18 protein-coding genes are annotated in these 21494 nt (G+C 36.2%); 15 read left to right on the top strand and 3 right to left on the bottom strand.

The window, feature by feature from the left end; genetic code table 11:
- Positions 1-13: 13 nt before the first annotated feature.
- The 13 genes from BMX10_RS04840 to splB all read left to right on the top strand — a co-directional run bounded on the left by BMX10_RS04840 (position 14) and on the right by splB (position 16996).
- Positions 14-1318: a homoserine dehydrogenase gene (locus tag BMX10_RS04840; RefSeq protein WP_090440223.1), complete on the top strand. Its 1305-nt coding sequence runs from the start codon at positions 14-16 to the stop codon at positions 1316-1318.
- Between the two features lie 2 nt (positions 1319-1320).
- Entirely contained in the window at positions 1321-2391 is a 1071-nt protein-coding gene (gene thrC, locus BMX10_RS04835; protein WP_090440220.1) for a threonine synthase, read from the top strand.
- Positions 2384-3274 (top strand): homoserine kinase, encoded by an 891-nt coding sequence (thrB, locus tag BMX10_RS04830; RefSeq protein WP_090440217.1) that lies wholly within the window; start codon positions 2384-2386, stop codon positions 3272-3274. The genes thrC and thrB overlap by 8 nt, the downstream gene beginning before the upstream one ends.
- Before the next feature lie 353 nt (positions 3275-3627).
- A complete protein-coding gene (locus tag BMX10_RS04825; RefSeq protein WP_090440215.1) occupies positions 3628-4935 on the top strand; it encodes a hypothetical protein in 1308 nt (435 codons plus the stop codon).
- 78 nt (positions 4936-5013) lie between these two features.
- Positions 5014-6309: a glutamate--cysteine ligase gene (locus tag BMX10_RS04820; protein WP_090440212.1), complete on the top strand. Its 1296-nt coding sequence runs from the start codon at positions 5014-5016 to the stop codon at positions 6307-6309.
- A gap of 3 nt (positions 6310-6312) precedes the next feature.
- Entirely contained in the window at positions 6313-7653 is a 1341-nt protein-coding gene (locus tag BMX10_RS04815) for a glutathionylspermidine synthase family protein (protein WP_090440209.1), read from the top strand.
- A 357-nt stretch (positions 7654-8010) separates the two neighbouring features.
- The gene (locus BMX10_RS04810; RefSeq protein ID WP_090440206.1) at positions 8011-8724 is read left to right on the top strand and encodes a YetF domain-containing protein; all 714 of its coding nucleotides are present in this window, start codon (positions 8011-8013) and stop codon (positions 8722-8724) included.
- 143 nt (positions 8725-8867) lie between these two features.
- The gene (locus tag BMX10_RS04805; protein ID WP_090440203.1) at positions 8868-10055 is read left to right on the top strand and encodes an AI-2E family transporter; all 1188 of its coding nucleotides are present in this window, start codon (positions 8868-8870) and stop codon (positions 10053-10055) included.
- A 223-nt stretch (positions 10056-10278) separates the two neighbouring features.
- A complete protein-coding gene (locus tag BMX10_RS04800) occupies positions 10279-11373 on the top strand; it encodes an extracellular solute-binding protein (RefSeq protein ID WP_090440201.1) in 1095 nt (364 codons plus the stop codon).
- A gap of 30 nt (positions 11374-11403) precedes the next feature.
- Positions 11404-13077, top strand: a complete 1674-nt coding sequence (locus tag BMX10_RS04795; protein ID WP_090440198.1) for an ABC transporter permease — start codon at positions 11404-11406, stop codon at positions 13075-13077.
- A gap of 13 nt (positions 13078-13090) precedes the next feature.
- Complete coding sequence (locus tag BMX10_RS04790; protein ID WP_090440195.1) at positions 13091-14146, top strand: ABC transporter ATP-binding protein; 1056 nt, start codon at positions 13091-13093, stop codon at positions 14144-14146.
- Between the two features lie 191 nt (positions 14147-14337).
- The gene (gene asnB, locus BMX10_RS04785) at positions 14338-15879 is read left to right on the top strand and encodes an asparagine synthase B (protein ID WP_090440192.1); all 1542 of its coding nucleotides are present in this window, start codon (positions 14338-14340) and stop codon (positions 15877-15879) included.
- A 91-nt stretch (positions 15880-15970) separates the two neighbouring features.
- A complete protein-coding gene (gene splB / locus BMX10_RS04780; protein WP_090440189.1) occupies positions 15971-16996 on the top strand; it encodes a spore photoproduct lyase in 1026 nt (341 codons plus the stop codon).
- A gap of 33 nt (positions 16997-17029) precedes the next feature.
- Here splB and BMX10_RS04775 read toward each other — a convergent pair whose 3' ends face one another.
- A complete protein-coding gene (locus BMX10_RS04775; protein WP_090440186.1) occupies positions 17030-17878 on the bottom strand; it encodes a DMT family transporter in 849 nt (282 codons plus the stop codon).
- 229 nt (positions 17879-18107) lie between these two features.
- A complete protein-coding gene (locus tag BMX10_RS04770) occupies positions 18108-18779 on the bottom strand; it encodes a metal-dependent hydrolase (RefSeq protein WP_090440183.1) in 672 nt (223 codons plus the stop codon).
- A 268-nt stretch (positions 18780-19047) separates the two neighbouring features.
- On the opposite strand from BMX10_RS04770, the gene BMX10_RS18425 reads away from it, so the two are divergent.
- Together BMX10_RS18425 and BMX10_RS04765 are read left to right on the top strand one after the other, a co-directional pair.
- Entirely contained in the window at positions 19048-19173 is a 126-nt protein-coding gene (locus tag BMX10_RS18425) for a hypothetical protein (RefSeq protein ID WP_280140738.1), read from the top strand.
- Between the two features lie 21 nt (positions 19174-19194).
- The gene (locus BMX10_RS04765; protein WP_090440180.1) at positions 19195-19518 is read left to right on the top strand and encodes a hypothetical protein; all 324 of its coding nucleotides are present in this window, start codon (positions 19195-19197) and stop codon (positions 19516-19518) included.
- Between the two features lie 29 nt (positions 19519-19547).
- Here the strand turns inward: BMX10_RS04765 and BMX10_RS04760 are convergent, their stop codons facing one another.
- Entirely contained in the window at positions 19548-21161 is a 1614-nt protein-coding gene (locus tag BMX10_RS04760; RefSeq protein WP_090440176.1) for a putative manganese-dependent inorganic diphosphatase, read from the bottom strand.
- Positions 21162-21494: the final 333 nt, after the last annotated feature.

Below are 21494 nucleotides of genomic sequence, written 5' to 3'. Positions count from 1 at the left end.
GGGGAAAATAGAAATGAAAAAGATAAAAATAGCGTTATTGGGAATAGGAACTGTAGGTGGAGGAGTTTGGGAAATTCTTCAAACAAACAAGGAAGAGATTTTTAGAAACTCTTCTTGTGAAATAGAAGTAGCTAAAATATTAGTAAAAAATACCGACAAAAAAAGAGACAAAGCCATCCCTCAGAATTTGTTCACCTCAAATTATGAGGATATTGTAAAGGATAAAGAAATACAAATTATTGTAGAGGTAATGGGTGGTATTGAAGAAGCTAGAGATTACATAGTAAGAGGGATTAAAGCAAAGAAGCATATTGTAACCGCTAATAAAGCGTTACTAGCAACCCATGGAGAAGAAATCATTAAGGAAGCAAAGACTGCAGGAGTGGAACTCTATTATGAGGCCAGTGTAGCAGGAGGTATTCCTATTATACATGCATTGAAAGAGAGTTTAGCAGGCAATAAAGTACAGCAGATTATGGGTATTCTCAATGGAACAACCAATTATATTTTAACAAAAATGACCAATGAAAAAGTAGACTTTGATATGGTCTTAAAAGAGGCGCAGGAAAAAGGGTATGCAGAAGCGGATCCTACCGCTGATGTAGAGGGGTATGACGCAGCCCATAAGCTGACAATACTTTCCTCTTTGTCCTTTGGCACATCTGTAAAATTTCATGAAGTCTATAGGGAAGGAATATCTAAAATAACGCCTATTGATATAGAGTATGCCAAGGAATTAGGCTATGTAATAAAGCTATTAGCTATTGGTAAGGGAACAGATGATAGTCTTGAGCTGAGGGTACATCCTACTTTTATTCCTCAAACACATCCCTTGGCGTCAGTCAATGATTCCTTCAATGCTGTATTTGTGAAGGGAAATGCAGTTGGTGATTTAATGTTCTATGGCAGAGGGGCTGGGGATTTACCTACCGGAAGTGCAGTGGTAGGGGATATCATTTCTGTTATAAAAGATATAAATTGTAAAAATGCTGCAGCACATGCTATAGAAGAAAAGTCGAATAGAAATATAAAACCTATGGGAGAAACAGAAGGTGAATACTATATTCGATTGATCGTAAATGATAAACCAGGCGTACTAGGAACAATAGCCAGCCTTTTCGGCAAAAATAATGTAAGTCTATCCTCCGTCATCCAAAAAGGTGAGGGTGTACCTTCTGTATCCTTAGTATTTATTACGCATTTTACCAAAGAAGCAGATGTACAAAGGGCGATAGAGGAAATCATTTCATTAGAAGAAGTAGCAAAGCTGGCAAATCTAATACGAGTAGAAAACGGCCAAAAAAGAATGGGGGCATAATTATGTGGAATGGGATTATTGAAAAATACAAGGATTTTTATGATATAAAGGATGGAGAAGCGGTGGTTACCTTAAATGAAGGAAATACCCCTTTGATTCCAGCAGAAAACATAAGTAACATCCTTGGAGACATTAAGCTTTATTTAAAATATGAGGGGCTAAACACAACGGGTTCCTTTAAAGATAGAGGAATGACCATGGCAGTTTCAAAGGCAGTAGAAGCTGGGAGCAGAGCTATCATCTGTGCATCTACTGGAAACACCTCAGCAGCAGCGGCAGCTTATGCAGCTAAAGCAGGGATAAAGTGCTTTGTATTAATTCCTAATAATAAAATTGCATTAGGAAAACTAGCCCAAGCTATCCTATATGGTGCTGAAATTATTCCTGTAGACGGTAATTTTGATGATGCCTTAAGAATTGTTCGTGAAATAGCTGAAGAAGGTAAGGTTACGTTGGTAAACTCTGTAAATCCATATAGATTATTGGGCCAAAGGTCGGGGGCTTATGAAGTATGCGATCAACTGGAGGGAAAAGTGGATTATTTATCCATCCCTGTAGGAAACGCTGGCAATATATCTGCCTATTGGGCAGGGTTTAAGGATTATTATGCTGCCAAAAAGATTGACAAGTTACCGGTGATGCTAGGCTTCCAAGCGGAAGGAGCAGCACCTATTGTAGAAAACAGGGTTTTTGATGAGCCAGAAACTATTGCTACTGCCATCAGAATAGGAAATCCTGCCAGCTGGGATAAAGCTGTAGCAGCAAGGGATGAGTCAAAGGGTTTAATTGATAAGGTGACAGATGACGAAATACTACAAGCCCAAAAGCTTTTGGCATCCAAAGAAGGCGTTTTTGTTGAACCAGCTTCTGCCGCCAGTCTTGCAGGGGTAATAAAGCTAAGCAAAAAAGGATACTTTGAGAAGGACAAAAATGTTGTATGTGTATTGACAGGGAATGGATTAAAGGATCCTTCTGTTGTTTCACCAGAAAAGGAATTAAAGGTGTATAGTGTAAAAATAGAAGATATTAAAGCAATTATTGATAAAACTTTAGGAAGTGACCAGGATGGTTAGGGTCACTGTACCTGCCACCACTGCAAATATTGGTCCGGGTTTTGACTGCTTAGGCATTGCCCTTTCCCTTTACAACGCAATTGAAGTAGAAGAAACAGATCAAGGACTAATAATAGAAGTAGAGGGTAGAGACAGAGAGAAGATTGAAACAAATGAAAATAATCTTATATATCAAAGTATGTTAAAAACTTTTGAGAGAGTAGACTACCGTCCAAAGGGATTAAAAATAAAGCAATACAACAATATTCCTATGGCCAGAGGATTAGGCAGTAGTGCTGCCTGTATTGTAGGTGGGGTAGTGGCAGCCAATAAGCTTGCTGGGAATCCTTTAAAAAAAGATGAGGTTTTACAGATAGCGGTAGAGATTGAGGGGCATCCTGATAATGTAACACCTGCTTTACTTGGAGGCGTGGTAGTTTCTCATCATGAGAAGGGGAAAACCAACTATGTGAGATTTCCAGTAAAGGAAGTACTCAACTTTATTGTAGCTATTCCAGAAACAGAACTAAGCACCAAGGCTTCAAGAGGCGTTTTACCACAAACAGTACCATTTAAGGATGCAGTAGCCAATGTAGGCAAGTCTTCTTTATTAGTAGCTGCTTTGATGTCAGGAGAATTAGATAAAATCAGCAGTGCTTTAGAGGATCGACTACATCAGCCCTACCGAATAAGTTTAATGGATTCTTTGAACAATATCTTCATTGAAGCAGGGAAAAAGGGAATCAACCAGTTGTTTCTAAGCGGCGCTGGTCCTTCTATTGTATATCTAACCTGGGATCAGGGAGAAAAAGAGAAAGAAGAACAGTTTTATCAATTAGTAGCCAGTATGCCAGAGGAATGGAATATAAAGGTTCTAAAAGGCGATAATATTGGAACAAAATAAATTCAAATAACAAATCCAGCACCTATATGTATAACTAGTTATACCAAGGTGACTGGATTTTGTTAATGTCTAGGAAATTATGGTTTCCGATTTTCTAGACATGGGGAGTGCAGAGGGGTTTCCCCTCGCTGGTTTAAGGGGGGTGCTCAGGCTGCGATAGCAGGCGTCGAAGGGGGACTAAGTCCCCCTATAAGCAGGCAGCCAATTTAGCTTGCTAAATTGTGCTGATCGCTTAGTTGTTTCATCCAGCGAAAACAAATTGACGAAGTCAAATTTGTTCTTTCATCTTCGACTAAATTGGAAAGTTGCAGGGGAAACTATCAACATACAATTTACAGAAGAAGGTGAAAACAGTGAAAAAAAAGAAGGATTATTTTGTTATAATACTTATATTGGTAGTACTAAATATAATAGGATGCAGCAAAGAGCCAGTACAGGAAGAAACTATTGAAGAGCTGCGACAAGTAGAAAAAGTGCAAGGGTTTAGCAGTATAAATGGATATAAAGTACAGGAAGGAAAATTTTTTTTCACAGGTATTAAAAAGAATCAGTGGAATCTTTATAGACTTGATTTAGAAAATGAAGATTTAAAGGCTATTCATCCAGAGGCGGAGAATTATGATGTATATATAGCTTTGGGGGAGGATGCTGCTGTATATATAGATTTAGATGGACAATTATTTTATAGGACTGGAGAAGAAGAAAAAAGAATCGATGATGAAATAATGGGAATTCAAAGGCCGAATCTTTTAGTATCTCCCAGTCAAGAAGGAGTTTTATATACTAAAGGGCCTCTAGAAGAAGCAGATTTATACCTTTATTTTTTTCAGCAAGATGAACCAGTACCTATCAAAAAAAATATTTCGCAGGATGCCTTTAGAACCTTTTCCTTTACAACCCAATGGAGCAATAAAAATAATTACTTTATTTATCACAATCAGGAGATATATAATGATAAAGGAGAGCTTTATACAACTATTGATGCAACCACAGCCCTATGGTCGCCGGATGATAATTATATTGCTTATATCAAAATCCCTGAAGCAGCTCAGGAGAAGGAAATAACCATAGGACATTGGAATACTTATATAGGAGAAGAATTAGCACTGTTAAATGTAGAGGAAAAAAAGGCAAAAACTATCTATGAAAACTCTAAGGGATTGATTGATCCAATAGACAGCCTGCAGTGGAGTAAAAATGCTGCAAAGATAGGCGTTTCTGTTGGTGATATAACAATAACCCCCCATAAAGAATTAGATGAACTAAACTATGAAAAAGTATATGTATATGATGTAGCCGCAGAAGAAGGCATGGAGGTAGAAAACATCCATTTCAATTACTATGAGATTTTATTTGACAATTACCTTTATGCCAGCTCCATAGGAAAAAAAGAAGTACTAGAGCTGGTGGAGATCTATGAAAAGGATAGAAAAAAGTATAATAATCCTGCTCTACTAAACAGCCAAGACATGTTTGTTATATCCCACCAAAAAGAAGGCTATTTATTAGATGGAAGAAAGTTGATTAAGCTTAACCAACAGGGAGAAGAAGAGGTTATTTTTCAAGGCCCCTGGGAGATAAATGAAGTATACTTAGATACAAAAACAAAAACATTTATTATTACCAATGAAGAAATGGAGATGTATCTTTTAAAGAAATAAATTGTATAAGCCTGCTTATGTAGTAGGAAAAAGGGTATTTATTAATAGTAACGCTAAAAAGATAGAGGTGAATAGACAATGGAGTATGAAAAACAGGTAAAACAGATTGCTGCATTTATAAAAAGTGGAGAAAAACCTGAAGAAAGCTTAAAAATTGGAGTAGAGCTGGAACATATTATAGTAAAAAAGGACAGCATGGAATCTGTCACCTACTATGAAGAAGAAGGTATCGAAAGCATATTGAAAAAGCTGATTAAAAAGGGATATGAACCAAAATATGAAGGAGATTATGTAGTGGGCTTAGGAGACCAGGAAGCTGCTATTACATTGGAGCCAGGAGGACAACTGGAGATTAGCATAAAGCCCTGCAGCAGCTTACAGGAAGTAGAAACCATTTATCTTGATTTTTTAAAGAAAATTATCCCTATACTAGAGGAACAAAATCAACTATTAATGGCCATAGGATACCACCCCAAAACCTCTATCAAAGATATACCTTTTAATCCCAAGAAACGTTATGGATATATGGCAGAATATTTTCAAACAAAGGGGATCTATGCTCATAACATGATGAAGGGGACTGCTTCTCTACAGGTAGTAATTGATTACAAAAATGAAGAAGATTTCATAAAGAAATTTCGAGTAGCAAATTTCTTATCACCTCTACTACATTTAATTACTGATAATGCACCAGTCTTTGAAGGGCATTTGTATAAAAAAAACAGTATTAGAAGTACGATTTGGGAAAATACTGATAAGGATAGAAGCAGTATTGTGCCTAACTCCTTAAACAAAACCTTTGGTTATGAAGATTATGCCAAGTATATACTAGATACACCCCCAATATTTATCATGAAGGACGGAGAAGCTGTTAGGACCTATGATAAAAAGGCTGAGGAATTAATCAATGCTGATACTACTGAGAAGGAACTAGACCATATACTATCTATGGTTTTTCCAGACGTAAGAATTAGAACCTATATAGAAATCCGGATGGGAGATGCTCTACCCTATCCACTAAACATGGCTTATGTAGCTCTAATAAAAGGGATTTTTTATAATGATATGGCTTTAAATTATTTATATGAGCTGGCTAAATCTACAGAGGAAGAAAAAGTAAGATGTGCAAAAAAAGCCATAGAGGAAAAAGGCTTTGAAGGAAGATTTAAATGTAAAGCGGTTAAAGATTTTGTACCTATCTTATTTGACCTAGCAAAAAAAGGTTTAGATGAATCAGAGAAGCCGTATCTACTGCCGCTAGAAAAACTAATTATAAACAAGAAAAATCCTGCCCTTGTGATAAAATCAAACATGGCTTCTAAAGGAATGGAAGCTTTTAAATGGTGTGGACTAAATCAATTTGGGAGGGAATAACCCATGACCACCATCAGTGAAGTGTTTTCTCAATATCATAACAATGTTTTAAACAACAAAGAAGCCTACATAAAGGACTATAAAAAAGTTTTTGAAGAAGTAGGGCAATCACCTGCTGAGTACAAGGGTAAACCAGTAGAATTTTTATACCAGCCAATGTTCCTAAGCAAAGAGGATTTTGAAAAATTTCAAGCATTGACAACTATGCTGATGAAGATATTAAGAAAGGTTATTAATCATTATTTAAGCAATGAAGCCTTCAGAAAAAATTTTGAGTTTACACCATTGCTTGAAAAAATGATACTCAAGGACCCAGGCTATGCTATCCCTGTACCTATGGGAAGATTTGATATCTTTTATCATTATAACGGCAGCTTTCAATTTTGCGAACTGAATGCAGATGGCTCCTCCGGAATGGTAGAAGCTAGAGAGCTACAATGGATAATGGAGAGGTCCCTAGCCATAAAAGAATTAAAGAAGGATTATAGCTTTACTACCTTTGAGTTTTTTGATACATGGGTAGATGCATTGCTGAATAACTATAAACAGTTTAAAGGCGGAGAGGAAAAACCTAGACTAGCCATTGTAGATTTCTTTTCTTCAACAGTACCTAGTGAGTTTACAGAGTTTAAGAAGGCCTTTGAGAAAAGAGGATGTCCTACCGTCATAGCGGATATTAGAGATTTACAATATAAAGAAGGTAAACTGTTTTATGGAGACTTTCCTATTGATTGTATTTATCGGAGGGCAGTAACATGGGAAATAATTCATAATGAAACAGCAGTGCAGGATTTTATTGAGGCCTACCTAGATGGAGCAGTATGTGTGGTAGGTCCCATACGCTCTCAAATTATTCACAACAAAAAAATCTTCAGCATTCTGCATGACCCTCTAAAAACGCCATTTTTATCAGAGGAGGAGCGTCGGTTTGTTGAAGAACATATTCCTTACACCACCACCTTTGATGGAGAAAATGTAGAATTGGTTGATTTCACTATTAAAAACAAGGACCAGCTCGTATTAAAACCAACAGATAAGTACGCTTCCTGCGGCGTATATATTGGAAGAGATTTTACCGTAGAGGAATGGAGAAGGATAATAAAAAATGAAGCAAAGGAAGAGTATTTATTACAGCAATTTTGTCAAGTACCCAACATACCAATGGCGATGTTCAAGGATAAGGATGTAGCATTTATTGAAAACAATTATATCATTGGCTTATTTATGTACAATGAAAAGCTACAGGGGATTTATACCCGTACCGGTAGAGAAAATATTATTGGAAGTATTGTAGAATGCTTTACGGTACCAAACTATATCGTAGAAAAAAACACCAACCTATAAGGGTTGGTGTCAGCTTGTAGACAAACCCTAACATTTTTAAAACTACGTAAATCCGCTCAGGACCAGGGCAGGAATGAGCTTAAAGACAATCAGGAGTTTTCAAAACTCGCTACGCTCAAACAGTTGAAAACTCTTATCTGATTATCTTACGCTCTTTTATTTTAACTTCCCTAATCATTTACTTAAGTTTTAAAAATCGGGTTTGTAAGTAAGCTTCATGCTTTGTCTTCAGTCTGACACCAACACACCAACCTATAAGGGTTGGTGTTTTTATGCAATTAAATAACCTCCAGGAAAAATGTAGAAAAAATTGTTTTATAGGCAATACTGATGGATAAAGGAGGTTGTAAATAAAAGATGCAGGATTACCTCACAATTTTCTTGAGAATTATAACGATTTTACCCCTTCTACTATTACTTACCGTATACATTATGGGAAAACGTCCTATTGGAGAACTGCCAGTATTTGATTTTTTGGTGATTATTACCATGGGATCAGTGGTAGGTGCAGATATTGCAGATCCAGATATAGAGCATATGCCTACAATATTTGCTATTATTATTTTAGCCCTTTTGCAAAATATCGTCAGCAGATGGGTGTTGAAGCATAGAAGGTTTGGTAGATTCATCTCCTTTGAACCAACCCTTATTATAGAAAATGGAAGATTTATTGTTAAAAACATAAAGGATATTAAGTATTCTATCGATGAAGTATTAATGATGCTTAGAGAAAAGGACATATTTAATTTTAATGATGTAAAATATGCTATAGTCGAATCAAATGGCAAATTAACCGTATTAAAAAAGACAGAAGTACAACCATTAACTCCAAAGGATATGTCTATTATACCAGAAGAGGAAGGCATACCCACCATTATTGTTCTGGAGGGAAGGATAGATGAAAAAAGCTTAGATATACTAAAACTATCTAGAGAGGATATCATTACGATGATAAAACAACAAGGCTATACAAGTACAAAAGAGATCTTTCTTGCCACCTATTCTACAGAAAAAGGCTTAGTGATTTCACCCTATAAAGGGGAAATACCTCCAATAAACCTGCAGCACTAATTTACTAGATATACCTCCATGATTCGACGATATTTTACCAATAATGATAGCTTGATAGTACAAAATCATGTATAATGGAATGAGACCTAGTACTACACCAAAGGAAGATAGTTACAGTATATTTTAAAAAGAGGGGGATCGTTGTGAAGATACAATGGGATAAGCAGTATTTAAAATATTCTCTATATGCCAGTCTTACAATTATTTTAGCCATTATTTTTTACCAAGTGTTAGACAACCTAAAATCTATATATAGCAGCTTTTCTGGAAGCTTCAGCTGGGTAAGAAGAATATTGAGCCCCTTTATTATAGGAGGATTTATAGCATATATTTTAAACCCTGGTGTGAGATGGTTTGAAAAGAATCTATATAGCCACTCAAAATTTGTTGTGGGTAAATATAAGTTCCATAGAATGATAAGTATTTTAACAGTGTATATACTTCTCATTAGTTTCATTGCTATGTTAATAGTATTTGTAGCACCACAAATCAGCAACAATATAAGAGAAATTGTTAGAAGAGTACCTGAGTATCTCAACATGACCAGTGATTGGCTAGAATACTGGTCAAAGGACTTAGGACTAGAAAGTCAATATAACATTGCAGAATATATCGAGCAAAATGTAAAGGATATTTTTAATCGAACGAGTCAGATATTACAATATTTACTAGAAAACTTTGCTGTTAGTGTTATGAATGTTACCTCGGGAGTCTTAAATTTTCTACTAGGATTAATTATCTCCTTTTATATGCTGACGGACAAAGAATCCTTTAAAGAAGCTTCAGAGAAATTTTTAAGAGCCATCATGAAGGATGAAAAAGTAGATAGAATCAAAGATTTTGGCAGGGATGCAGATGAACTCTTCAGCAAGTTTATCATTGGGAAATCTCTAGATTCCTTTATTATAGGTGTTATTTGTCTAATAGGTTTAAGCATTATGAATATCCGCTATGCTCTACTACTAAGTGCTATTATAGGCATTACCAATATGATTCCTTACTTTGGACCCTTTATTGGAGGTATACCAGCCACCATTATTACCTTTTTTGATAGTCCCATAAAAGCTATCTGGGTGCTTATCTTTATCCTTGCACTACAGCAGTTTGATGGACTGATCTTAGGACCTAAAATATTAGGAGACAGCGTAGGATTAAGACCCTTCTGGATTATATTTGCCATCGTAGTAGGAGGGAAGCTGGCAGGGGTATTAGGAATGTTCCTAGGAGTTCCTATATTTGCCATTTTTAGACTTTTGGTAGTCCGATTCATCGATAGACAGCTAGAGATAAAGAATAATAAAAAGCTTCAAGGCGATAGCAATGGCACGTGATGCAGCGAGATTTAGCACTGCACCCAAGGAATAAATTTTTATAAAACCTAATTGTAAAATAGTTTATAACTATTTTATGATTAGGTTTTTTTATTGTCCAATAGTGACAATTGTCACAAAAAAATATTATTGATAATAATTATCAAAAGGTATATAATAAGAAAGGAATGATAACACTTATCATTTAATACTGATAATTAATGACAACTGAGGGGGAAATTTAATGTTCACAAAGAAAAAAATCTTAGCATTTATCATGATGGGTATCTTGGCAATTACTGCTATTGGCTGCAGTAGCCAGACGGTTGCAGCGCCAGATGAAGAGGGAGTTGGCACAAGTGTAGAGGAAGCAGGCCAGTTAGTGGTTTATTCAGCTAGAAATGAAAGGTTTGTCCAAGCACTACTTGATAAGTTCTCAGAAGAAACAGGAATAGAAGTTTTATCTTTACATGGAGCGAATCCGTTGCAAATTCTTGAGGAAAAAAATAATGTACGAGCAGACATCTTTATCTCAAATGATCTTGGTGCTTTAGGATACCTACATATGGAGGGGTTATTACAAGGATCAAACCCGGAAGGAATTGAAACCATTCCTGTAGACTTTAGAGCTGATGACAATGCATATTTTGCAATTTCAGCTAGGTCTCGTGGTTTTATTTATAACAAGGATCTTATTACCGAAGAAGAAATGCCAAAAAGTATAGAGGATTTATTCGATGCTAATTGGGCAGAAGTAGAAAATGGATATGCAATTACTCGTGGTGGTAATGGTGGCATGATTGGACATGTTTCAGCTCTTAGATATCAGTGGGGTGACGAGAAAACAACTGATTGGATTACTGCAATTAAGGAGAATGCAGCAGGTATTTACGAAGGACATGGTGACATTCGTAGAGCAGTAGGAGCTGGTGAGCATGCCTTCGGTCTTGTGAATAACTACTACTTTCATCAACAATTAGTAGAACCTCAAAACAACAATGTAGCCTTTATTTATCTTGATCAAGGAGAAGGTCAAATGGGAGTCGTTGCTAACGCAGCAGGTGTAGGACTTGTTAAAGGTGGACCTAATGCAGACAACGGAGCTATTTTTCTTGAGTGGTTATTACTGCCTGAAAATCAAGTAGCCTTCGTAGGAGAGTCACTAGAGCAGCTTATTAACTCACAATATGGTGCGGTTTATCCTGCTGAAGTAGAGTCCAAAATTATAAACTTTAGTGATTTAAAAGTTCAAGATATGCCTATCAAAGAGCTTGGTAATTACTTTGAAGACACTAAAGCTCTGATTGAAGATTCAGGATTAGATTTAGACTTAAAATAAGAAAATTTCACTATTATAGGAGATGGCATCATGGGTATCAAGAATATAATACAACTAAATAATAATGCTAAGGTTGGGGAAAGATTTTCTCCAACCCTTCTCCGTTTTTTTAGAAGAAAATGGCTGCATGTATGGAAAAAAAATCCTCCAGGAACAGGACTGCTTGTATTTGGACTTAGTATAGCAATGATTATGTCTATTCCAATTGTTTACGTGGTATGGCGCTCTCTCTTTGCTGGAACAAATCGTTGGCTTCGGCTCCTAGATCAGAGAATTCCAGAACTATTATGGAACACTCTTTCTTTAACAGCTGCTGTCACTACCAGCACCATAATAATTGGCGTTTCCCTTGCATGGATTGTTATTAGGACTGACATACCAGGGAAAAAAATATGGAGGTGGCTATTGGCAATACCACTAACAATACCTCCCTATGTTGGAGCTGTTACCTATATTATCGTTTTTGGTCGCAGTGGATGGGCAAGAGATCTATGGAGGGACACCGCTTGGTTAGTAAATGTTTTTGGAGATTATTCCATTAATATCTATTCCTTTTGGGGGGTATTCTTTGTCTTGACCATGTTTACCTATCCCTATGTATACTTAATAGCCAGTGCTTCTCTTAGGAAAATGAATCGAAACTATGAAGAAGCTGCCTACTCTCAAGGGTTCAGTGCCTCAGAAGTTTTTTGGAAGGTAAATCTACCCCTGATGCGACCTGCAATTGGAGCAGGAGGCATTCTGGTATCCCTTTATGTACTTGGAGACTTCGGTGCAATTGCTACCCTGCGATATGTTACCTTTACTGCCGCTATTTACTTTCAGAGGGCTGCCTTTGATACTGCATCTGCATCTGTATTAAGTTTGGTCCTTATTTTTCTAACTATCATTATACTGTGGATGGAATCAAAGACCAGGAAGAAAAATAAGTATTATCAAACATCAAATACCTATAGAGAACCATTGACTTTAGAATTAGGGAAATGGAAACCCATTGTAGTATTTTATGTCAGCTTAATATTTTTTTTATCTGTATTATTGCCTATTAGCGTTCTTGTTTATTGGTCGAAGATTGGAATCAGTATGGGGGCCCTTGATGGACGATTCTTTGGATTTGCTCTCAATAGTCTTAAAGCTTCTAGCTTTGCGGCATTGATATGTATGCTGTTTGCTATGCCTATTATTTATTTGAAGGCCCGTTATCCATCTATCATCACAAGTTTTATTGATAAGTTAAGCTATGCAGGATATGCCCTGCCTGGAGTTATTGTGGCTTTAGGCTTTGTTTTTATATTTAATAATCATCTACCTATCCTTTATGGTACTTTTTATATAGTAGCATTAGCCTTTGTTGTTCGGTTCTTGCCACAGGCTATGCAGGCAGGGGAAGCTTCTCTAAGCCTCTTATCACCAAGAATAGATGAAGCAGCACGAAGCCTTGGGTACCCGCCATGGAAGGTAATGCTTAAGGTAATTCTTCCTAATATGCTGCCAGGGGTATTGTCTGGGGGTGCACTGGTTTTTGTAAGCTCCATTAAAGAACTTCCAGCTACATTAATGCTGCGGCCACCAGGCTTTGACACCTTAGCAGTTCGTGTTTACTTTGAGGCTGCTGAAGCAGTATATCACCTGGCCGCACCGGCAGCTTTGTTAATTGTTATAGTGTCGATTCTTCCGTTACAGTATATGCTAAAAAAATATTAAGGTGGTGAGAAGTATGTATGATATTCAACTAAAAACAGTTTCAAAGACTTATCTTGGCACCAATGAACCAGCTGTAAAAAATCTTTCCTTAAATGTAGAGAAAGGGTCAATTATTACATTACTTGGACCCAGTGGGTGTGGGAAATCAACAACCCTCCGTTTGATAGCAGGATTCGAAAGAGCAGAAGGTGGAAGCATCTCTCTTGCTGGTAAGATAGTTAGTGATGAAAATACCTGGGTACCACCAGAAAAACGGGGGGTGGGAATGGTTTTTCAAGATTATGCACTATTTCCCCATCTTAATGTTTTTGATAATATAGGATTTGGTTATAAGGAAAAGGACCGTAAAAGCAGAGTAATGGAGGTCCTTGAATTAGTCAACTTAAAAGGGTTTGAAAAACGATATCCCTATGAATTATCAGGGGGACAGCAGCAAAGAGTTGCCTTAGCTAGGGCATTGGCACGGAGACCAGTTGTGGTGCTTTTAGATGAACCCTTTAGTAACTTAGACGCTGATTTAAGGGTGACTATGAGGGTGGAAGTAAAACGAATTCTTAAAGAAGCAGGAGCTACTGCCATCTTTGTTAGTCATGACCAAAAAGACGCCCTGGCAATCTCCGACGTAATTGCAGTAATGAAGGATGGGGTTTTAGAGCAAATTGGTACTCCTAGAGAAATCTATCGATATCCTGAAAACAAATTTGTTGCCTCCTTTATAGGACAATCAAACATCATAAAGGGCAAAATCAGTGACGACGGCTTATCTGTCTTTACCAATACACTAGGCTCGGTTTCCTGCAATCATAGTCACTGTATGTGTGCTGGGGAAGAGGTATGTATCTCTATCCGGCCAGATAGCATAATAAAAGATGCAAATGGACATATGGAAGGTCGAGTTAAAGAATTTACCTACACAGGAGAAACTATTGATGCCGTCATAACCATCACCTCAGCAGGAGAAGAGGTGGATCTCCTAATGCATATTCACCCTGAGGAGAACATAAAAACAGGAGAGATTATCAGATTTAAATTATTGCCCAACTTTGTGGCGGTGGTGAAAAATGAATAAAAGTACCGATTTAGAGGATATGGAAGAAGAAGGGTCCATGAATGATTAAATATGCGAAGGTAATACTCTATCACCTCACATGCTATTTCAAAGTCACTAGTTCAATCTAAGACAGGATCAGCAGCTTTGTAATAGAAAAACAATTAGGATACAATGTACTGGAGTATTAAATTAGAGAGGTGATTTATAAAATGTCAGGTATTGCAGTAATTAGTGGAGAAAACTCTCCCGAAGGAGATTTGATGCCCCAAATATTGAAGCAAATGAACCATAGGGGCCCAGAAGAAGAGAGTATAGTAGAGGAAGAGACCTTTGTACTAGGATATAAGGGACTACCAGTAATGGAAATCAACAGTAAAGGCAAAGCTATATTTACCAACAAAGAGAATACCTATATTGTATGCAATGGTGAAATCTATAACCATAAGGATTTAAGAAAAAAAATGTTGAAAAATCATGACTTTATTAGTGAAGCACAAAACGAAACCATATTATCATTGTATCAGCAATATGGTATAGAGGCATTAAACTTTCTAGATGGAAATTTTGCTTTTATTATTATAGATGAAGGGAAAGACAAGTCAAAATTATTTGCAGCCAGAGATACTCTAGGTGTTAAACCATTATATTTTGGAAAAAAAGGCGGGAAAATATTTTTTGCATCAGAGCTAAAGTCTTTATATAAATTAGTAGATGAGTTAGAAGAATTTCCCCCTGGTCACTATTATACACCAGAGGAAGGCTTTGTAGAATACAATAAAATTTCTTTTCCTAAAAAGAGGATAGCAGAGAAATTAGAAAATAGAGAAGCAGTTTTAGAAAACATAAGAAAACTAACCAATCAAGCCATCAAAAAGACGCTGGAGGCAGATGTACCTGTTGGGCTACTGCTCAGCGGTGGATTAGATAGTAGTCTTATAGCAGCAGTGGCAACAGCGGAAGCTAAAGGTAAAAAATTCAAATCATTTTGTGTAGGCTCAAAGAACTCTAATGATATCCCTAGAGCTAGAGAAGTTGCTAGGCAATTGGGAACAGATCACCATGAATATATCTACAATCAAGAAGAGTTAGTAGAAGCCATACCAAAGATTATCTATTACTTGGAATCCTTTGATCCATCGCTAGTGAGAAGTGCTATCCCATGCTATTTTGTATTTAGATTAGCGGCTCAGCACGTGAAACTAGTATTATCAGGAGAAGGGGCGGATGAATTATTTAATGGTTATGGGTATCTTAAAAATATTAAAGATACTGAAGCCTTAGATAAAGAAGTAATACGAGTACTACAAAGTGTTCATAATATAGGTCTACAAAGAGGAGATAGGATGAGTATGGCTAACTCTGTCGACGTTCGAGCGCCTTTCTTAGATAAAGAACTGATGGATTATGCCCTTAGCATTCCAACAAACTGGAAGATTTATGGTAATGGAGACACCCAGATAGAAAAATGGATTCTTCGAAAAGCCTTTGATGGAAAAATCAATTTGCCCAATGATGTTCTTTGGAGAAATAAAGAAGAATTCTCTGAAGGCAGTGGTGCCAAGGATGAGATGCAAAGCTACTCGGAGCAAGTTATATCAGATGAAACTTTTCAAAAAGAAAAACTAGAAATCTTTCTAAAAGATAAGATAAACATTAGATCCAAAGAAGAATTATACTACTACAAAATTTTTAAAGAAATATATCCACAATCCTATATAACAAAAACTGTTGGCAGATGGGCTACAGTTTAGAGATAGAAAAACTTCCTATTGAACAAGTAGGAAGTTTTTTGTATGGTTTCTGTTCCATGTGAAAAACTAAAGAGAAAAAGGAGGAATTTTTTTGCAACTATGGATACCAGATCGAGTATACTTTGAGCCTTCGGCAAAGGAGACAATGATAGGCAAGAGAGTATTAAAGTTTTGTGATGATAAACAGATCCCTATCTTAGAGACCACCTCACACAATCAAGTTAGAGATTTGCCTGGAAAGGATGAAAAGGCAAAATATGCAGCCGCTAAAAAAACTTTAATTGTAGGCACCAAAAGGAGTATGAAACTAGAAGTATGCAAACCATCTGCCGATTATCAATTTTCCTTGATGACCAACTGCCCCGGCAGCTGTGAATATTGTTACTTATTTACAACCCAGGGAAGCAAGCCTTATGTAAGAATATATGTAAATATCGATGAGTTATTTGAAACTATAGACCAATATATTGAAAAAAAACTTCCTGATACTACTATGTTTGAAGCTGCCAGTACTGGAGATCCTTTAGCAGTGGAGCATATCACCGGCACCTTAAAGGATACCATTGAGCATTTTGGCAAATTAGAGAAGGGAAGATTGAGGCTGGTAACAAAATTCAGCAATGTAGATTCTCTACTGGAGGCTAAGCATAACAAACATACTCGTTTTCGATTTAGTATAAACTCCAGGTATGTTATTAAAAATTTTGAGCATAATGTAGACTCCTTAGAAGATCGATTAGAGGCATCAGAGAAAATAGCTAAAGCGGGCTACCCTTTAGGCTTTATTATTGCTCCTATTATTCTTCATCAGAATTGGAAGGAAGGATATAGGGATTTAATAGAAAGACTGCATCAACGGCTTTCCTTTAAAGAAAAAAGCGTGATTACTTTTGAACTTATTCAGCATCGATTTACAATGAATGCAAAAAAGATAATAGAAGAACGATTCCCCAATACAAATTTAGAAATGGACCCAGACAAAAGATTAAAAAAGTGGGGAAAATACGGAAGAGTTAAATATGTTTATAGTAAAGAGGAAGCATTAGAAGCAAAAGAATATATTGAAAAGCTAATAAAGCAACACTTTCCCTATGGACATATTCAGTACTTTACATAAAGAAAGTAGGTGCATAGGGAAAGTGCAAAAAACTTAAAGTGGATTCTGTTTTGCTCGATAATTTAAATATGCTCCCAATAGAATACAAGCTACTCCAATAAAGCTTAATAAATCAGGAAGTTCTTTCCAAAGAATAATGCCTATAAAGATGGAAAACACTGTATTACCGTAGGAATAAATAGACAAATCTCCTGCCTCTCCATAACGATAGGCATGGGTCATGAAAAACTGAGCAAGAGTAGCAAAAACTCCCACAGAGATTAAGGCTAAAAACTGAAAAAAATTTGGAACTACAAATTCTCCAAATATCATAAAAGGTATTGCAGTCAGAGTAGTTATGCCAGTAAAGTAGAAAATGATAGTCTGAGGAGAATCCGTTAAACGTAGATGGCGGACTGTGGTATAGGCAGCAGCAGCAAAAACTGCTGACAAAAGACCGATAACAGCAGGAAGTACTGTATAATCAAACCCCGGACGAACAATAAACAATACACCAGTAAGAGCAATAAAAATTGCAGCTACCTGCAGCTTTAAGATAATTTCTCCTAAGAATAGAAAGGAAAAAATCAAAACAAAAAAAGGATTCATTTGGTTCAAAACAACTGCATTTGCTAAAGGAAGTCTATCGATGGCATAAAAATAAAAGAAGATTCCTATCAAACCAAAGATGGAACGATATAATAACAGCTTGGTATTATTACCCTTAAAGGATTCCTTAGATTTATAAATAAGATAACCAGAGGTCATGAAGCCTACAAGATTACGGAAAAAAACCTTTTCCATCGTGGGTAGATCTCCAGACAATTTAACTGAGGCTGCCATGAGGGCAAAGAAAAGAGATGTCAAAACCATATATAAGATGCCTTTATTTCTATCTGTCACAAAAACCCTCCTTGTACTGTAAAGAAACTAGGATAATGAATTAATCCTCATTCTATTATATGAAATAACTTTGAAAAAGTATAGGTAAAAAAGAAAAAGAGCTTATGAAAAACATTTACCAAACCATAAAAAACCCAACACCCTTACGTGTGATTGCATACACATTGCGGGTACTGGGTTTCCTTGAACCTTCACCTAATTGTTTTTGAAGCCTTTTGATTTTGTTGATTTAGAAGCTATAGCTTTCTCCCACCTTCATGATTACTACATCAGCACCTAAAACCTTGGATTTAAAGGTTTCTGCAGAGGCGGAAATAACAGGAAAGGTATTATAATGTATAGGAATCACAGTTTTTGGACGAATAAACTCTACAGCCTTGACAGCATCAACAACGTCCATTGTAAAGTTGCCTCCGATAGGGACTAAAGCTAGATCTATTTTTTCTGATGCCAAAAGCTGCATATCCATGGTTAATCCAGTATCCCCTGCATGATAGAGCTTTTTACCATCTGCTTCAATCACAAAGCCACAGGGGTTACCCCCATACAGGATGCCTTCCTCTGTTTCGATACCAGAACCATGAAGGGCCGGGGTCATTTTTATTGTTCCTATGTCTAAAGTGACCCTGCCACCTATATGCATAGGATGAATGTTAACACCTTGGTTTTGCAAATACATACAGATTTCATAATTGGCAATAACGGTAGCACCAGACTTTTTTGCTATTGTAATGGTGCTTCCCATGTGGTCACCATGACCATGGGTAACAAAAATATGTGTAATTTCCTTATCTTGAAAATCAAAAGACTTTACCTCTTCACTAATGAAAGGGTCGATTAAAGCCTTCATAGTAGAAGTCTCTAAGTAAAAAGCAGAATGTCCTAAGTATTGAAGCTTCATGAAATCCCTCCTAAAAAAATCATTATTATTATTATACCAAAGAATAATAAATTTAAGCACTGGAATCTACCAACGCTTCAGTTTTCAAATTTACCCATGATTATTAAGGTAAACATAGTAGGAATTTCACTGAAAAACCTAGGGATGTATCCTATTATTAGACTTTTTCTGAGGCTTTCTGATGAACAGTGCATCTAAAAATTGCAGGTAGCAAACATAGAGTTTATTAATATAATACTAATATACACTGAAACATGAGGTGATTTTTTTGTCCAAGTTAGAGGATTTTCAACGAAATGTTCTTCTCATTATTACTGTTGCTCTGTTATACCTTTTTATCTCAGGCAAAGCTGTAGAAGTATCCTTACCAGAAGCACCAATTATTATCCCATAGGAAATGCAAAGGGGGAGTAGGATGTTTTCCTCGGATCAATTAGATAGTTTGGCTAAGGCAGTAATGAATAAATTAGAAATAGATAAGAAAGCAGTTCGTCATAATTGTGAAGGGGAGAATGAAAAAATAACCTTAACGCCTTCCCAGACACTAGTGATTTTAGCATTATTAGCAGGAACCTTAGAAGTAAGCTCTGTTGTAATTGATAGAAACCAAAACGTAGATATTGTCTTAGCAGGAACTCTTAAAAAAGAAGAAGAAAGCGAAATGGATAAAGTATTATCCCAGATTGGACATGTCCCCTTTGATGAAGTAATGAAGGCGTTGCTAAAGAAGTTCAGATAATAACCTAGTTTCAGCTTATGGAAACTAGGTCATTTTATTAGATGCAGTGCTTCTAGAAGCATAGGAATCACTTGCTTTTTACGGGAAACCACACCATCTACGAAAACCCCCTGCTTATTTTCCACATGAAAGGCAGAAGAAATAAGATGACTGTTTCTACATTGATACAGGATATAAGAGCCTTCCTTCAAGATGTCGGTAATCAATAGTAACGTGATATCATATTGATTGTTTTTATGGGTTTTTTGAATAAACTCTATAAAAGATTCCTTCCGATTAAAGACATCCTCTATATCTAAAGTAAACACTTGACTAATACCAGTTTTGTGCATTGCCAAATTAAACTCCTTAAAATCCTTATAAAAAATTTGTTCAATGCTTTGACCTTCTAAAGAAGTTCCCACCTTAAACATATCCATTGCAAAGGATTCCACATCTAAATCAAGGATTTCCTTTAATTCCTCCACGGCTTTTTTGTCGATAGAGGTGGTGGTAGGAGATTTAAAAAACATAGTATCAGAAATAATACCAGCTAGTAAGACACCAGCAATTTTTTTGTCCAAGTCTATATTATATTCCTTAAACAACCAATAGATAATAGTACAAGTACTTCCTACGGCACTATTTTTAAAATTGATAGGCATGGAGGTAGAGATATCACCCAGCTTATGATGGTCTACTATCTCAAGAATCTCTGATTCCTCTAAGCCTTCTGCACTTTGGGCATACTCATTATGATCCACAAGGATGGTCTTTTTCCTTTGAGGATTAAGAATATGCTTTTTATTAATAAAGCCTAAAAAGGTATTATCATGGTCCAATATAGGATAATTCCTAAAATGCGTATTAATGATTTCCTCTTTAATCTCCTCTAGATAATCATTTTCATGGAAATGAACAATATTTTTTCTTCGCATAATCGTAGATACATAGCTGCATTGATTAATAATTTTTGATACATAATAGGTATCCATAGGTACAGACAGCATGGTCACCCCTTTATCCTGCGCCATATGGATATATTTTTTAGGAATTGTCTTATCACCTGTAACAATAATCAATTGAACCTTAGCTTGTATGGCTTCTTCAATAACATCATAGGTATCTCCTACAATAATAATATCCTCTTCACTTAAAGCTCCTGCAATGGTTTTATAGTAATAGGCAAGAACAGAAAGCTTTCCATCAAAATCCACAGCACTACCGGATAAAACCTTAGCATCTAAACCCTCTATTAAATTGCTTAAAGAGGTTTCCAAGTGATAAAAATCTCCCTTGATTAACCCCATAGCGATATCCTTCATACTGACAATCCCTTGGAGCTTATTTTCCTTATCCACTATAGCTACTGTCTGCAATCCTTGGCTCTCCATTAATCTATAGACCGTTAGGATAGAAGCATCACCCAAAACACCTTTATCAAAGTTATATTGCAGATCTCGAACCTGGACCTTCACGTTATCCAGCAAATGGGGAATAGGTAGCTGAAAGTAATCTAAAACAAAACTTGTTTCCTTATTGATATCCCCTAGAATACAGGGAACTGTTTCTACACCCAATTTGTTTTTCAAATAAGAAAAAGCAATTGCAGATGCAACAGAATCAGTATCAGGGTTTTTATGACCAAAAATAAAAATTGACATAATAATCCTCCTTGTATATTCACAGCTTACTTTCTAAGCGTTATTAAGTATTATACCAAAAAAAACATAAAAAACAATTGGTTTTATGAACTTCAATTATAGATAAGCAATTTTGAGTTTAAATAAATAATACACACGTTACGGTTTCGCCCATGAATAACTCCTACAGCTCACTTGGATGAAAAATCCTACAATCTGCAACCTGGCTACCCTCAAACATACAGATTGCTTAACGTATTTCTCATCTACATTCACTGGGAGTTATGGTCATGTTCTGCAAATGTACCCCTTAGCATTATTTATTTAATCATGGGGTTGCTTATCTATAACATA

Source organism: Natronincola peptidivorans, assembly GCF_900111615.1.
Classification (GTDB): Bacteria; Bacillota; Clostridia; order Peptostreptococcales; family Natronincolaceae; genus Natronincola_A; species Natronincola_A peptidivorans.
This window is presented reverse-complemented; position numbering and strand designations above follow the sequence as displayed.